Source organism: Kitasatospora sp. NPDC030952 (assembly GCF_055571335.1).
This window is the reverse complement of sequence record NZ_JBVIFM010000013.1, coordinates 60,847-75,340: the sequence shown is the minus strand read 5'-3', so window position 1 is coordinate 75,340 and position 14,494 is coordinate 60,847. Positions and strand designations below refer to the sequence as shown.

Annotated in this window: 15 protein-coding genes; 7 read left to right on the top strand and 8 right to left on the bottom strand. The window is 73.9% G+C overall.

What is annotated here, in order from left to right:
* Positions 1-254: 254 nt before the first annotated feature.
* Positions 255-392 carry a hypothetical protein gene (locus tag ACZ47G_RS22640; protein ID WP_465745308.1) on the top strand — a complete coding sequence of 46 codons (138 nt, stop codon included), beginning with the start codon at positions 255-257 and terminating at the stop codon, positions 390-392.
* Positions 393-402: 10 nt separating this feature from the next.
* Here ACZ47G_RS22640 and ACZ47G_RS22635 read toward each other — a convergent pair whose 3' ends face one another.
* The 3 genes from ACZ47G_RS22635 to ACZ47G_RS22625 all read right to left on the bottom strand — a co-directional run bounded on the left by ACZ47G_RS22635 (position 403) and on the right by ACZ47G_RS22625 (position 2,981).
* A complete protein-coding gene (locus ACZ47G_RS22635; protein ID WP_465745307.1) occupies positions 403-1,044 on the bottom strand; it encodes a DedA family protein in 642 nt (213 codons plus the stop codon).
* A 65-nt stretch (positions 1,045-1,109) separates the two neighbouring features.
* The gene (locus tag ACZ47G_RS22630) at positions 1,110-1,727 is read right to left on the bottom strand and encodes a TIGR03086 family metal-binding protein (protein WP_465745305.1); all 618 of its coding nucleotides are present in this window, start codon (positions 1,725-1,727) and stop codon (positions 1,110-1,112) included.
* A gap of 201 nt (positions 1,728-1,928) precedes the next feature.
* On the bottom strand, positions 1,929-2,981 hold the full coding sequence (locus ACZ47G_RS22625) for a DUF2599 domain-containing protein (protein ID WP_465745303.1): 1,053 nt from the start codon (positions 2,979-2,981) through the stop codon (positions 1,929-1,931).
* A 294-nt stretch (positions 2,982-3,275) separates the two neighbouring features.
* Here ACZ47G_RS22625 and ACZ47G_RS22620 point away from each other — a divergent pair, with 294 nt between their 5' ends.
* On the top strand, positions 3,276-3,836 hold the full coding sequence (locus ACZ47G_RS22620) for a DUF3291 domain-containing protein (RefSeq protein WP_465745301.1): 561 nt from the start codon (positions 3,276-3,278) through the stop codon (positions 3,834-3,836).
* Positions 3,837-3,984: 148 nt separating this feature from the next.
* Here ACZ47G_RS22620 and ACZ47G_RS22615 read toward each other — a convergent pair whose 3' ends face one another.
* On the bottom strand, positions 3,985-4,962 hold the full coding sequence (locus ACZ47G_RS22615; RefSeq protein ID WP_465745299.1) for a terpene synthase family protein: 978 nt from the start codon (positions 4,960-4,962) through the stop codon (positions 3,985-3,987).
* Positions 4,963-5,245: 283 nt separating this feature from the next.
* Here ACZ47G_RS22615 and ACZ47G_RS22610 point away from each other — a divergent pair, with 283 nt between their 5' ends.
* Positions 5,246-5,578 carry a hypothetical protein gene (locus tag ACZ47G_RS22610; RefSeq protein ID WP_465745297.1) on the top strand — a complete coding sequence of 111 codons (333 nt, stop codon included), beginning with the start codon at positions 5,246-5,248 and terminating at the stop codon, positions 5,576-5,578.
* A 101-nt stretch (positions 5,579-5,679) separates the two neighbouring features.
* Positions 5,680-5,904, top strand: a complete 225-nt coding sequence (locus ACZ47G_RS22605; RefSeq protein ID WP_465745295.1) for a hypothetical protein — start codon at positions 5,680-5,682, stop codon at positions 5,902-5,904.
* A 201-nt stretch (positions 5,905-6,105) separates the two neighbouring features.
* Here ACZ47G_RS22605 and ACZ47G_RS22600 read toward each other — a convergent pair whose 3' ends face one another.
* Positions 6,106-7,755, bottom strand: coding sequence for a glycine-rich domain-containing protein (locus ACZ47G_RS22600; protein WP_465745293.1), 1,650 nt, complete (start codon positions 7,753-7,755; stop codon positions 6,106-6,108).
* A gap of 665 nt (positions 7,756-8,420) precedes the next feature.
* On the opposite strand from ACZ47G_RS22600, the gene ACZ47G_RS22595 reads away from it, so the two are divergent.
* Genes ACZ47G_RS22595 through ACZ47G_RS22585 form a run of 3 tightly spaced genes read left to right on the top strand, consistent with a single transcriptional unit; the run spans position 8,421 to position 11,840 of the window.
* Entirely contained in the window at positions 8,421-9,758 is a 1,338-nt protein-coding gene (locus ACZ47G_RS22595; protein ID WP_465745591.1) for an MFS transporter, read from the top strand.
* Between the two features lie 25 nt (positions 9,759-9,783).
* Positions 9,784-10,476 carry a response regulator transcription factor gene (locus ACZ47G_RS22590; protein ID WP_380458213.1) on the top strand — a complete coding sequence of 231 codons (693 nt, stop codon included), beginning with the start codon at positions 9,784-9,786 and terminating at the stop codon, positions 10,474-10,476.
* Complete coding sequence (locus ACZ47G_RS22585; RefSeq protein ID WP_465745291.1) at positions 10,473-11,840, top strand: sensor histidine kinase; 1,368 nt, start codon at positions 10,473-10,475, stop codon at positions 11,838-11,840. The genes ACZ47G_RS22590 and ACZ47G_RS22585 overlap by 4 nt, the downstream gene beginning before the upstream one ends.
* A 72-nt stretch (positions 11,841-11,912) precedes the next feature.
* On the opposite strand, the gene ACZ47G_RS22580 is transcribed toward ACZ47G_RS22585, so the two are convergent.
* The 3 genes from ACZ47G_RS22580 to ACZ47G_RS22570 all read right to left on the bottom strand — a co-directional run bounded on the left by ACZ47G_RS22580 (position 11,913) and on the right by ACZ47G_RS22570 (position 14,485).
* Positions 11,913-12,284, bottom strand: coding sequence for a fic family toxin-antitoxin system, toxin component (locus ACZ47G_RS22580; protein ID WP_465745289.1), 372 nt, complete (start codon positions 12,282-12,284; stop codon positions 11,913-11,915).
* Positions 12,285-12,532: 248 nt separating this feature from the next.
* On the bottom strand, positions 12,533-13,258 hold the full coding sequence (locus tag ACZ47G_RS22575; protein ID WP_465745287.1) for a hypothetical protein: 726 nt from the start codon (positions 13,256-13,258) through the stop codon (positions 12,533-12,535).
* Positions 13,259-13,513: 255 nt separating this feature from the next.
* On the bottom strand, positions 13,514-14,485 hold the full coding sequence (locus ACZ47G_RS22570) for a TAXI family TRAP transporter solute-binding subunit (protein WP_465745285.1): 972 nt from the start codon (positions 14,483-14,485) through the stop codon (positions 13,514-13,516).
* Positions 14,486-14,494: the final 9 nt, after the last annotated feature.

Sequence of the window (14,494 nt, the reverse complement as noted above, 5' to 3'; positions counted from 1 at the left end):
GGATGGGGGAACGGGGAGCTGACTCCGTTCTAGGACTGTGTCGGTGCGCCGTCAAGGCGCTGCGGCAAGGTTGTTGACGTTTCGTCAGCAAGCTTGCCGGTGAAATGCCGGTGCGCTGTCAGAGTCCTGACAGCGGCGGACGGAAGACTCCGTGCCGTCGGACCGGACGAGTCCTGCGATTCCCGCGATCCGCACGGCGTCCTCGTGCCGTGCGGATCATCCGTCCCCTGAGACACACCTGATCCCACATCCCGATGGGCCGCTTCGCCGCCCTCGACCAGATCGCGGCCGCTGCCGCCTATCTCGCCGGCCCGGACTCGGGCTACCTGACGGCCTCCGAGTTCCCCGTCCACGGCGGCATCCGCGCCGCGTACACCGTCCCGGCGCACTGAGCCCCCTGGTTCAGGGCTTGCCTCCGTCGTCGTCCTCCGACCGCTCACCGCCCCGGGTGCGGTGCCGCCGCAGGTACCAGATCAGGAGGGCGACGGCGACGAGCGCGGCGATCGTGATGGCGGTGACCCGGCCGACGGTGCCCTCGACCCGGGCGTAGGCGGCCCCCGCGAAGTAGCCCAGAAGAGTGAACCCGACGCCCCAGGCGAGCCCGCCGAGGGCGTTGTAGAGCAGGAACCGGCGGTACGGCATCCGGGACATCCCGGCCAGCGAGGGCACCAGGGGCCGGAAGAAGGCGATGAACCGGCCGACGAAGACGGCGGCCGGACCGCGCCGGCGGATCAGGTCCTGCACCGAGTCGACCTGCTTGGTGTGGCGCCGCAGCGGGCGGGTGCGCAGGATCGCCGGGCCGAGGTGCCGGCCGATCTCGTAGCCGGCGGAGTCCCCGAGGACGGCCGCGCAGACCACGACCAGGACCATCCAGCCGAGCGAGACGCTGCCCTGGTGGGCGATGAAGCCGCCGACGACGGCAGCGGTCTCGCCGGGGATGAAGAAGCTGAAGAACAGCGCGTCCTCGGTGAAGACCATCCCGCCGACGACCGCGTACACGACCGGGCCGGACAGGCCGCGCAACCAGTCGGTGATCGAGTGCATCCGCCACACCCCGTCGGCGATCGGGCCCCTTTCCGCCCCAATGTAACGCTTGTCCGGATCGGGCCTCAGTCCCCGGCGGCCGGCAGCCGCCCCATCCGGTGCAGCAGGCGGACCTGGGGCGACGCGTCCCGGGCCGGCGCCCCCTCGGGGGCGGCGAAGAACCGGTGGGTCGTCTCGGCGGCGGTGGGCGTCTCCGGCAGACCGGCGTAGACGGCGTCGAGATTCGCGTCGATCCACCTGACGAGCTCGGCGTCGAGGGCGTCGTCCAGACCGAGGGCCCGTGCGAGGTCCCAGGCGTGGACGGTGCTGTCCGTGATCCGCACGGCGAGCGCCTGCCGCCCAGCCACCGGACCCAGGGGATAGTCCAGGACCCGCTCCAGAGCCCCGCGCCGACCGAACTCCCGCGCCACCTCCCCGACGGACCGGACGTAGGCCTCCAGCGGATCGGCGCCGAGCGCGTCGACGTCCCGCAGCCGAAGGAACTCCGCAGCGTCGCCACCGTGCAGCAGACGCACGTAGGCGAGGTTCCCCCGGGTCATGTGGTTGACCAACTGCCGCACGTTCCACTCCGTACACGGGGTCGGCGAGGCCCACTGCCAGGCTCGGACGCATCGCAGCCGCCGCTCGAACTCCCCACTGGACAGCAGGAACCGGTCGATGAGCCCGTCGAAGGTACTGGTCATGCACCCCAGCATGTCGGCCGCACGCCGCCGGGACCGGCGGCTATCGGACATCGACGCAGAACCCCGCCGCCCCCGCACATGGGAGGCCGACGTCACTCGACACCCGGCGTCGCCTGACCCCGGGAACCGGCCGACCGGGCACCGTACGTCCACCGGTGCCCGGCCGGCTCCTTCGGCCGAGGGGAGCCGGACGACCGGGTGCTACGCGTCGGTGTCCCAGTTGCACTTGGAGGCGAGCATCTTCTTGAGGATCGCGTCGGCAGTCCCGGTGAGTTCGGGGCGCCAGGTCTCCAGGTCCCAGGTCGGGCCGCCGAAGTGCCCGCCGTCGGGGTTGGGGTAGGAGAACTGCGCGTGGCAGAAGAGCTGTTGGTAGGTGGACTTCTGCTCGGTCTGGGTGGCGCCGGGGAACATTCGGGTGTTGGACCACACCTGCTTCCAGTCGTCCTGCACGTCGCTGGCGGCGTCGTCGTTCCCGGTGACGGTCTTGAACGCGGCGGCGGTCGGGGTGACGTGGACGGACGTCAGGCGGCTGTTGGTCCAGTTCACGTAGACCTCGGTCTTCACCACCCACTTCGTGTTGGTGGTGCCGCCGTAGCCGATGCACGCACTCTGGCAGGCCTCGAAGGCGTCGGCCTGGCCACCGCTCCACAGGAGGTACTTGCCGGACTGGAAGTCCTGGCGGACGCCGTTGTTGTCGTCGACGTTGCCGCCGACGTGTCCGGTGCCGTACTCGTCGCTGGTGGGGTAGCCGTACGTCCCCCCTTCGTACCCGTACTGCCCCCACCACCAGCCGATGTTGCCGTGCACCGCGTGCGCTCCGGTGTTGGGGGACCAGTAGACCGTGGCGTTCTGGAACTGCTGGCGGACGCCGATCCCGTCGGGGTTCTTCAGCTCGTCGGTGAGCGGGTACCCCATGTAGCCGCCCTCCCAACCGTGCTGACCCCACTCCTGGCCGATGAGGCCCCACACGGCGTGCGCCCCGGTGTTCGGGCTCCAGTAGATCGAGCCGTTGTCGAAGACCTGGCGGCGGCCGACCCCGTCGGGAAGGCCGAGTTCATCGCTGGTCGGGCAGCCGAGGGCCTGCCGCACACCGGGCGTCTGGGTGTACTCCGTCCAGATGGCGCCGTCCACCGAGTGGGAGCCGCAGAAGACCTCCGCGGACGCGGGGGTCGCCTGGACGCCCGCCAGCACGGAGGCGCCGGTCGCACATGCGGCGAGTGCGGCGAGGAGCCGGGTAGCTTTTGGCCTGTTCATGACCGGCAGTATTCCCGGACGTGGCCGGTGTCGTACACCCCGCGCGTGCGGCACTCCACCGGCGCGCACCGGTCCTGGCGCGCCGAGCGGGGCCGCCATCGGCTTCCTCGCCCCCGGCTGCGGCGGCAGGACCGCGAAACGACCGGTACGAGAAGCCACTTGGACAGCGAAAACGCAACTTCGACAACGCCCGCCGAGGCGACTACCTTCACCTGGTCTTCGGCGATCGGCCACGGTCGCACCGGAGTTCCCTCAGGCCGAGCCACCCGCGACACTCTGATCAGGGAGACACGCATGCCCCAACTCGCGCTGTACACCTTCGGCGTCCTGAAGTCGCCTCTCGCCGATCCCGCACCCCTCACGCGCGAACTCCACGACAGCGGCGAGGCCATCTACCCGAAGATCAGCCGGCACCCCGGATACCTCGCTCACGCCGAAGCGGTGGACCGCGAGCGGGGCACCCACTTCGACCTGGACTGGGGCACCTGGGGAGAGTTCACCGTACCGGCCTGGTACGACAAGGGCCGTACGGCGGAAACCGTCGCCCTGGCCGCGACCCTCTCACTCTGGACCGACCTGCACTCCGCCTTCGACGCCATCTACACCGGCCTGCACCGTGAGGCGCTGAACAGGCGCTACGACTGGTTCGAGCGGACAGCGCACCCGAATCACGTGCTCTGGTGGGTCTCCGACGGCGTGATACCCACCTGGCAGGACGGGGTTTCGACGCTGGAACACCTCCACGACCACGGCTCCTCCACGCCGCAGGCCTTCACCTTCCACCACTCGTTCGCCCCGGACGGAACTCCGGCCAGGAGCAAGGGCACCGGGCCGAAGGGCGACCAGGCGCACTGACCAGGAAGGCGCATTCCGCCCGCGGCCGATCCGTTCGTCTCGACCCCGGATCTCGGTGCCGGCACCGGCGACGGCGGCGAGGGCGTCCAGCGCGGGTGGCGAGGTGATGGAGGTCAGCGAACGCGCGGGCCCACCAGCGGTCCGCCGCTCAGGAGGGTCCCGGCCGGCCCGGCTGGTAGCGGCCGGATTCGAGCAGCCATCCGAGATGGGTGCCGGGGAGCTCGGCCAGGACCCTTGCCATCCCGTCGACGCCCGCGTCATGGTTCTCGCCCTCGTGTCGGCGGGTCTGAGCGAGGACGGTTCGTTCCAGGGTCCGGAGTTCGAGGAGACGTCGGCGGATCCGGTCGCCGACGTGGGCGATGGCGGTGGCCCGGTCGCAGCCGAGTGCCCGGGCGTGGACGGTCACGTAGTTGGTGGTGTCGCCGCAGCGCTCCTCGCGGTCGACGGAGAGGATGTCGTTGCACCAGGCGGTGACGTCGTTGGCGGCGGCGAACAGGTCCTGCCACGGCTGGGTGCGCGCGAGCCGGTCGGGTATCTCGGTGCCCGGCACCGTCTCGAACAGGTCGAGCATGTGCTCCCCGTTGGCGCGTCGGCGAAGGTCCGGGTACTCGGCGAGGGTCGGGACGTGGCCGGTGCGGCGGTTGTCGGCCTGGGTGAGGAAGGCGTCGCGGTGGCGCTCCAGGTGGTGGATGAAGCGTCCCTGCCAGTGTGTGGACATGCGGGTGGCGGTGCGGGCCCACAGGTCGGCGAGGGCCTTTTCGGTGGTCGCCTGCGGAGTCTTCTGGTCTCGCAGGACGTCCAGCAGTCCGTCGTAGACCTGGCGCACCGACTCGGCGTCGGGTGCGGTCTCGTCCTGCTGGTCGTCGAGGGCGAAGAACCACACGATCCACTGCGTGAACAGCGTGACGTCCGCGACCTTCTCGGCGGGGAACATGCGGGCGGCGACGCGGTCGAAGCGCGCGGCAGCGAGCCGGGCGCGCTGCCGCTCGTCCCCGGCGATCCCGTGGGCCGCTGCCCAGTCCAGCGTTGCGGTGGCGATGGCGTCGACCTGCGGGTGGACGGCGTCGGGCACGGGGATGGCCGCGAACACCTCGGCGATCGCCGTTCGGGTTTCCCGCTCGTCCATGGGCGGCGTCCTTCCCGGGCGCCAGGGCGCCAGGGCGCCGGTAGCAGTGCGGCGGTCGGCCGGGCATGAGTCGGTGCGTGCCCGGTGGCCCAGCGGCCGGTGGCCCAGTGGCCCGGTGCCGGGTGCCCCGGTCCAGGGGGATGACGCCGTGTCGGTACCGGCATGATCGCATGGTCGACGGTGGCGATCAGGCGCGATCGGGTGGTATCACGGAAAACGACGGCAACGCCTCGGCCCGGCAGCGAAGTTCGCGGAACCTGACGCGTGCGCGCCAGTGCGGACCATGACGGCCGCCGCCGTCAACGCCCTCAACACCCAGGGCCCCGAACACCAGCCACGCATCGACCGTGCACTGCACCACCTCGTCACCAGCCAGCGCCCCGATGGCTCGTTCCCGCCCGGCTGGAGCAGCAGCCGGTTCCACACCGTCTTCCGGGTCCTCCTCGCCGTCACCCCCCACACCCAGGGCGCAGCGAGCCCCGCGGCACAGCGCGCCGCCCGCACCATCGCCGCCCGCGCCCTGGACCTGGTGCGATCACATGAACTGGCCGACGGAGGCTGGAGCCCTCAGGACGGTGCGCCCGGTGATCCGATCAGCACCGCCTACGCTTCCTGATCTGCCTGACCCTCCAGCACGACCCCGCACCCGCCGCCCGCGCCGCCCGGTACCTGCTGGACCACCAACAACCCGACGGCGACATCCCCTCCACCCCCGACATGCTCGGCCCCCGCCCCTTCCCCTACACCGTGCCCGTCCTCGTCACCAACCCCGCCCTGCTCGCCCTGGGACACCTCACCCACCGCACCGCGCCCAGGGCGCCGGGCTCGTCCCAGCCGCGACCGGTCCGCCACCCGCCGGTCGAGGTCCGCCGCCGCCCAGTGCCCGCCGACGAGGTGGCATCGAGCGCCGCAACGGGTGTCGAGGGTCGCCCCGAGCAGTGAGCACAACGGCTGCTCGTCCGGCTCCGGCAGGTCAAGGGCGAGCGTGTGATCATCACCTGATCCGAATGGACAGGGGGTCCTTCGGGACTGCTTCCCGCGCCACTCGCCCAGGCCGTACGTGTCGGGACCGCAGTGGCCTGTGGCGACCAACGCCGGTCTCGGAGAGAGGCGTTGGTCACCCGGCGCATCATCGGCCTCCGGTCACGGGGTGGCGACGATGAGGACGCAGCCGCCGCCGCCGGCGGTCCCGTCGGTGCCGTCCTGCCCGTTGGGTTGTGCTCTCCGGCCGCCGTTGCCGCCCTGGCCGCCGGTTCCGCCGTTGCCGGTAGCGGTGCCGGCGGGGCAGGCGCTGGTGACGGCGGGGGGCAGGGTGATGGTCCCGCCGGGGCCGCCGGTCCGGCCGTCGGTCACGGAGGTGCCGCCGGTGCCGGTGTAGAGGGTGGGGGTGGCGTCCGCACCGGGGGTGGTGACCACGCAGATCGGGTCGGTGCCCTGGCGGCCGCCGGTGGCCTCGGCGAAGCCGCCTGAACCACCGGCTCCGCCTCCCTGGCCGGCCGGGCTGCCCGCGGTTCCGGCGCCGCCCGGAGGACGGTTGGCGGAGCCGTGGCCGCCGGCTCCGCCGCCACCGCCGGGGGCGAGTACCGCGAGGCCGCCGGGTCCGGTGACGGAGGCGGCCTGGCCGCCGGTGCCGCCGTCGCCGGGATTGCCGGCGGTGAAGTTGCCGCCGCCGTTGCCGCCCCTACCGCGCAGCCCGCCGGGCGTGGTGAAGGGCACGGTGACGTCCAGCACGGTGCCCGCCCGGAGCCCGGTGAACGTACAGGTCAGACCTGCCGCGGCGCCGCCGCCGGTGCCGCCCTGGCCGCTGCGGCCGTCGCCGTAGATCATGCTGGCGCCCTGACCGCCGCCACCGCCGCCGCCGCTACCCGCGGCGCCCACGGCCGTGACGGTCAGCGTGCCGGTCTGGGCCGGGACGGTGTACTGGGCGAGGCCGGGGGCGCAGACGGAGGTGGAGCCGTTGGGAGGGCAGGACAGGACGGGAGTGATCAGGACACATCCCGGCGTACCGTCGCCGAATCCGGGCACGCCGAGTCCGCCGAGCCCGCTCAGCCCGCCCGGGCCGCCGAAGCCGGCGGCGGGGCACTGGGGCGCGAAGCCGTCCGGAGAGATCGTCCCGCCGCTGCCGCCCTCCAGGCCGGGTCGCCCGGCGGTGCTGGTGGTCGGAGGGCCCGTGACGGCTGTCAGCCCGTTGCCGGACGCGGTGCAGGTCGGCGCAGTGCCGGGCTGTCCTGCGGTCGCCTCCGGTGAGCCGTCCCCGGTGCCGGCCCCGGTGCCGTCCCCGGTGCTGGGCGCGATGCCGCCCGCGCCCCCGCCGGTGCCGCCGCCGGCGCCGCCGTCGACGCCGCCGAAGTCGTCGATGCTGCCGGCGCCGCCTCCACCGCCGGCGGCGGACACGGCCAGGCCGGCAGCGGTGACGGCGGCGGCCCGGCCACCGCCGGCCGGACTCAGGACCTGCGAACTCTCCTCCAGGGCACCGGCATTGCCGCCGGCGGGCACGGTCAGCGCCAGCACCGTGCCCGGCGCCAGGCCGGTGACGGTGCAGACGATCGCGGCACCGGCTCCGCCCCCGGCGCCGAGAACCCCGCCGCCCCCGCCGCCGCCCCCGCCGATGACGGTCAACCGGACGTGCTGTGCGTTCGGCGGCACGGTGTAGGTGTAGGAGCCGGGGGTGTCGCAGACCGTCGTACCGTTCGCCACCGAGCACGGGTCGGCGGCCACGGCCACGGCTGCGGCCGCGCGGGCCGTAGCCGTGGCCGTAGTCGTGGCGGCGGCCACGGACGGCGGCAGCACCACGGCGCCACTCAGTACCAGGAGACCCGCGGACGCGAGCGCGCCCGGCAGTCGGCGCCCTCGGCCCTCGTTTCCGCCTTCTCCCGGAAATCGTCGTACCAGCACGTTGTCTCGGCCTCCCAGGTAGGTCATCGCAGGTGGGAGCGGAGCGGAGTCGAACCCGTTCGCTCACGGAAAGTGTCACCATGGGCACGCTGGGTGCGCAACGGCGGCCGGTGGCAGGTCGGGTGCCCGCCGGTGTCCCGGGCTCGAGTGCGCGGTGACTGTCGGTGACCGCTCGCGACCGGTGGGTTCTCTCTCCGCGCCCCGAATGCGTGACTCCGCGTGCCGACGGCGCTCATCGAGGAGACCCTGGAGCAGCGGCCCCGGCCCGAACCCCCGAGCGGGTCCGGGTGCCGCGCTCAAGCCGGTGCCGTCCCGGGATCGCCGGGCCGGCGGCGGCAGCGGCGGGGGCTGGAAGCGGGGGATCGGCCGACGCGTCAGGTGCCGGCCTTCCTTAGCGGAACGTAAGTTCTGTGCGGCGCTCCTTGCCGCCGCCCGGTGGCCGGCTGCACGCTCTGGGACACCCACCCGCCGTACCAGCCCCCGGAGCCGCCATGTCCCCGTCCGCCGCCGTCGCCGTCCCGTCGCAGCCGCCCGGTGGGGAGCGCGCCCGGCGGCGGCTCGCCATGGTCGGCGGGTCGCTGGGCAACCTGGTGGAGTGGTACGACTGGTTCGTCTACGCCAGCTTCGCCGTCTACTTCGCCGACGACTTCTTCCCCGGCAGCAACTCCACCGCGAAGCTGATGAACACCGCCGGCATCTTCGCGGTCGGCTTCCTGATGCGCCCGGTCGGCGGCTGGCTGCTCGGCCGGGCCGCGGACCGGCACGGCCGCAAGAGCGCCCTCACCCTGACCGTCACCATGATGTCCGCGGCCGCCGTGCTGATCGCGATCGCCCCGACGTACGGCCAGTCCGGCTACCTCGGGGCCGTCGTGCTGCTGCTCGCCCGGCTGCTCCAGGGCCTGAGCATCGGCGGCGAGTACGCGGCCAGCGCCACCTATCTGACCGAGGCGTCCGCCCCGAACCGGCGCGGGCTCGGCTCCTCGTTCCAGTACGTGTCGATGACCTGCGGCCAGCTCCTCGGTCTGGGCATCCTGATCGTCCTGCAGCACACCCTCAGCAACGCCCAACTGCACTCCTGGGGGTGGCGGTTGCCGTTCCTGCTGGGCGCCGTCCTCGCGGTGGTGGTGCTGTGGCTGCGCCGCCGGCTGCCGGAGACCGAGGCGTTCACCGCCGAGTCCGGCGGGCGGGCGGCGGCCGACGCCCGAGGCACCCTGCGCACCCTGTGGGAGCACCGGCGCCAGGCGGTGCTGGTGATGGCGCTCACCCTCGGCGGCACCGTCGCGTACTACACGTACACCACCTACCTGACCAAGTACCTGATCGGGAGCGCCGGGCTGAACAAGAACACCGCCACCCTGGTGAGCTTCACCGCGCTCGCCGTCTTCGCCGCGATCCAGCCGGCGGCGGGCCTGCTCTCCGACCGGATCGGCCGCCGCCCGCTGCTGATCACCTTCGCGCTCGGCTGCACCGTCGGCACCTACCCGCTGATGACGGCGCTCGGCTCGGCCGGCGGCTACTGGTCGGCGCTCGGGCTCTCGCTCACCGCGCTGGTCATCGTCACCGGCTACACCTCGATCAACGCGGCGGTGAAGGCGGAGCTGTTCCCGACCCGGATCCGCGCCCTGGGCGTCGCGCTGCCGTACGCCCTCGCCAACGCGCTGTTCGGCGGCACCGCCGAGTACATCGCGCTCTGGTTCAAGAACAGCGGGCACGAGTCCGGCTTCTTCTGGTACGTCTCCGGCTGCGCCCTGGTCTCGCTGGTGACCTATGTGCTGATGCCGGACACCCGCCACGCCGTGCTCAGCCCGGCGGAGGCCCCGGCGGAGGCCCCGTCGGAGACTGCGGCGGAGACCTCCGGGGAGGCCCCGGCCGCGCCCGCCGGGGCGGAGACCGTACGGTAGTGCCCTCACCGCTGGGGAGGGTTCCGTGCACATGCTGCTGGTCGAGGACGACGACCGGATGGCCCAGGCCCTCGCCACCGCGCTCACCCGGCGCGGCCACACCGTGCGCCGCGTGGTCCGTGCCGCCGAGGCACTGCGGCACGCCCGGGAGGCCGAGTTCGTGCTGCTCGACCTCGGCCTGCCCGACCTGGACGGCCTCGACCTGCTGCGCAAGCTCCGTACGGTGTGCGACCTGCCGCTGATCGTGGTCACCGCGCGCAGCGAGGAGCGGGACGTCCTCCAGGGCCTGCGGGCCGGCGCCGACGACTACGTGGTCAAGCCGTTCCGGATGGCCGAACTCATCGCCCGGATCGACACCGTGCGCCGCCGCACCTCCTCCCGGGACTCCTCGGACTCCGCGGAACCGGCCGAGGGGGAGCGGCGGGTGCGCACCGGGGACGTCGCGATCGACCTCGCCGCCCGCACGGTGACCGTCGACGGCGCGGCCGTCCGGCTCACCCGGCGCGAGTTCGACGTGCTCGCCCTGCTCGCCGCCCAGCCCGGCGACGTCCGCTCCCGCGAGGAGATCCTCGACCGGATCTGGGGCGACGCCTTCCTCGCCTCCTCGCGCTCGCTGGACGTGCACGTGGCCGGCATCCGGGCCAAGACCGGGCGGGCCGCCCTGGTGCGCACCATCCGCGGTTACGGCTACCAGCTCGGCGCCCTGGACGGCCCGTGAGGCGCCGGCTGCTGGCCGTGCTCACCGCGCTCATCGGTACGGCCGTGCTGCTGCTCGCCCTGCCGCTGGCCGACTCCTACGCCCGCGGCCGCACCGAACACCTGCTGCTGCAGCGTCGGGCCGACGCCGTACGCTTCGCCGAACTCGCCGACCGGATCCGCACCGACGCCGACCGCCGGGAGCTCGACGCCGAACTCGGCCGCTACGCCCAGCTCTACGGCGCCGCCGTGACGGTGGTGGACACCACCGGGCACACCGTCGGCCGGGCCGGGCCCGCCCCGCGCGGCACGGCCGCGCGACAGGCCGAGGAGCGCGCCCTCACCGGCCGCTCGACCGAGGCGCTGCCCACCGTCCGCCCCTGGGGGCCCGGCACCGTGGTGCTGGCCGAGCCGGTCGGACAGGACGAACGGGTCGGCGGCGCCGTGCTGTTGACCGTCCCCACCGGCGCCGCGCGCCATGACGTGCTGGTCCGCTGGGCGCTGATCGCGGCCGGCGCCGTCACCGCCTTCGGTGCCGCCGCCCTGGTCGCCGCCGGGATCGCCCGCTGGCTGCTGCGGCCGGTCGACGAACTCGACCGCGCGGTGGCCACCGTGGCGGGCGGGCGCTTCGAGCCGAGAGTCGCCGCCGACACCGGCCCGCCCGAACTGCGGCGGCTGCGGCGGCACTTCGACGGCATGGCGCAGGCCGTCGCCGAATCCCTGCGCCGCCAGCGGGACTTCGTCGCCGACGCCTCCCACCAGCTGCGCAACCCGCTGGCCACGCTGGTGCTGCAACTGGAGAACGCCGAGCCGCACGTCGGGCCGGGCCCGGGGCGGCAGGCGCACGCGCTGGCCCTGGACGAGGCGGACCGGCTCGGCGAACTGCTCGACGGACTGCTCGCGCTGGCCCGGCTGGAGGCGGCCGCCGCGCCGGTCGAGGAGCACGACGTGTCCGCGGCGGTGGCCGAACGGGTGGCCGCCTGGGGGCCGGTGTTCGAGGCGGGCGGGCTGGAGTTGACGGCCCGGGTCACGCCCGGGCTGCGTGCCCGTACCCTGCCCGACGCGGCCGGGCGGATCCTGGACGCGCTGCTGGACAACGCCGGCAAGTTCGTGCCGCCCGGGGAGCGCGTCCGGGTGACCGCCTCGGCCGGCCCGGACGGCGGCGCGGTGGTGCGGGTCCGGGACACCGGGCCCGGCGTTCCGGATGCTCAACTCCCGATGCTGCTGCGGCGGTTCGCCCGCTCGCCGGAGCACCAGAACCTGCCCGGCACCGGTCTCGGGCTGGCCATCGCGGACGAACTCGCCCGGGCCGGCGGCGGCACGCTGACCGTCGCCCCGACCCGGCCGCACGGGCTGACCGTCGAGTTCCGGCTGCCCGCGCCGTGAGCTCAGCGGGCTCAGCGGGCTCAGCGGGCTCAGCGGGCTCGGGGGGCTCGGGGGCTCAGGAGTCTCGGGGGCTCAGCGGGACCAGCTGCGGAGGGCGGTGGCGGTCTCCCGGACGTCGGCGCGGCCGTCCCGGATCCGGGCGGCGAGGTCGGCGGCGGCCTTCGGCCCGGCGGTGACGACCACGCCGGAGGCGCTGAGGTAGGCGGCGGCGACCACGGCGGCGAAGTGCTCGTTGCCGGACTCCAGCGCCGGGACCCGGATCAGCTGGTGCATCAGCGCGGCCGCGCGCTGGTGCGGGCCCTCGTACACCGGCACGTCCATGACCTCGTCGACGTGGCGGGCGACGGCGGCCGTGAGGGTGCCGTAGTCGACGATGTCCGGGTCGGTGGGCAGGAAGCGGTGGGCGATGTCCAGCAGCCAGGCCCGGTCGATGCGCAGGATCACGTCGCGCCCAGCGGGCGTTCGTGCCACCGGCGGGCGGGTGCCGCCGGTGCCTGCCGTTCGGATGCCTCGGGGAGCTGGAACCGGTCGTCCAGCCGGACGTTCAACCGCATGCCCCGCAGCGTAGCGAGGCGTACGGGGTGCTACCAAACGGTGCTTGGCGGTGCTTGACAGTCCTTGACGGTGCTTGACGGAGTTTGAACGTGCTTGGACGGGCTTGCAGATGCTTGAAGGTGCGTCGGGGGCCGGGCTCACTCGTGGGCGCTGATCTCCCCGCCGGCACCGAGCACGATGTAGACGCCGTTGGCGTTCAGCCCGTCGTCGTGCTGGTCGGCCTCCAGGGTGCCCATCACCGCGTTCTCGTTGCCGATGATGTCGGCGCGGTAGTGCAGCTCGCCGACCTTGGTGACCTTGGCCGTCCAGCCGCCGGCGAGCTTGAAGGTGCCCGGGCCCTGGTGCGCGCCGCCCATCCAGGCGTGGACGGTGCCGTCCATCGAGAGCACCACGAACATGTCGTTGGCGTCGACCCCGGCGTCGTGCCCGTTCGCCTCCACCGTGCCGAGGACCTGGCCGTCGTGGACGAGCTTGGCGACGTAGTGCAGGTCACCGAGCTTCTGGATCTCCACCTTGCTGCCGTCCGGCAGGGTCTGGCCGGCCGCCGGCGGCGCGCCCTTGCCGGCGCTCGCCGGCGGGGTGGTGCGGTGCGGGCTGGGCCGGCCGGCCGGGGTGCTGCTGGGGTGCGCGCTCGGGGGAGCGGCCGGTGACCCGTCGGCCGGGGCGGGCGCGGTCGTGGCGGGCGGGGCGGTGGTGGGCGTGCTGGCGGCGGTGGCGCTGAGGGTGGCGGTGGGCGTGGTGGCGGCGGTCGAACCGGAGGAGCTGCTGCAGGCGGTGGCGGCCGGGACCAGCAGCGCGGCGGTCAGCACGGTGCCGGCCAGGGTGCGGGCGCGGCGGGTGCGGCGGATCGTCGAGAGCGACATGCGGTTCTCCTGTGCCGAAGTACGGGTGAGGGCCCGCCTCTTGGCCGGCCCGGACGGGGGTCGGCGGAGCGGCGTGCACGATCGAAGTTAGTCGGGGCACTCGACGGAATGACGCCTTCCGTGTCACCGGATCGTCACGCTCTCGGCCGGTTCGCCGGTTCGCCGGTCTACCGGATAGCCCGATGCCGCCCGTCCGTGCCCCGACCCACCCGCGCCCGATCTACCGCGCCCGGAGCAGCCCGGAGCAGCCCGGAGCTACCCGTACACCGAGCGGTAGTACGCCGCCGCCCCCGGGTGCAGCGGGACGACACCGGTGGAGATCGCGAACCGGGGCTCCAGCCGGGCACCGGCCGTCACCGACCGCAGCAGGGTGGCCCATTGGCCGAAGAGGACGCCGAGCAGTCGGCGGACGGCGTCCTCCGGCACGCCCGGACGGGCCGTCAGGTAGTTGCCCACGCCGAGGGTGGTGACCGGACCGGCCAGGCCGTACGCGCCGGCGGGCAGGGTGACGGCCGTGTACACCGGGCCGTAGCGCTCCCGCAGCAGCGCGGCGACGGCGTCCAAGGGCACGAACCGCAGCGGCAGTTCGCCCGCCAGTGCGGACACCGCGGGCGTCGGCACACCGCCGGACCAGAACACCGCGTCCAGCTCCCGGGCCCGCAGCGCGGCCAGTGACTCGGCCAGCCCGAGCGAGCGTTGCTCCAGCGGCGCCCGGTCGCCGGTGAGGCCCGCCCGGCGCAGCAGCCGCCCGGCCGTGACCTGGTTCCCGGAGCCCACCGCGCCGGTGGCAACCCGGCGGCCCGCCAGGTCGGCGAGTTCGCGCACCGGCCCGTCGGCGGGGGCGAGCAGGTGCAGGTAGTTGACGTACACCCGGGCCAGCGCGGTGAGTTCGAGCGGGTGGTCGAAGGTGTCGCGCCCGAGCACCGCGTCCTCGGCGACGTCGGCGGTGGTCAGCGCGAGGTCCACCGAGCCGTCGGCGAGCTGCTGGAGGTTGTCGACGCTGGCCGCGCTGCTCACCGGGGTGAGGGTGAGGTGCCCGCCCGCCGTGACCGCCTCGGTGAAGGAGCGCCCGAAGGCGTTGTACGGCCCGCCCTCGGGCCCGGTGGCCAGCCGCAGCGACCGGCTCGGTGCCGCTCCGGCGGAGCAACCGGTTGAGCAGCCCACGGTGAGGGCCCCCGCCAGGGCGGCGCCCAGCAGGGTGCGGCGGCGCGGGGCGGTGGCGGTCATGGCGGGAAG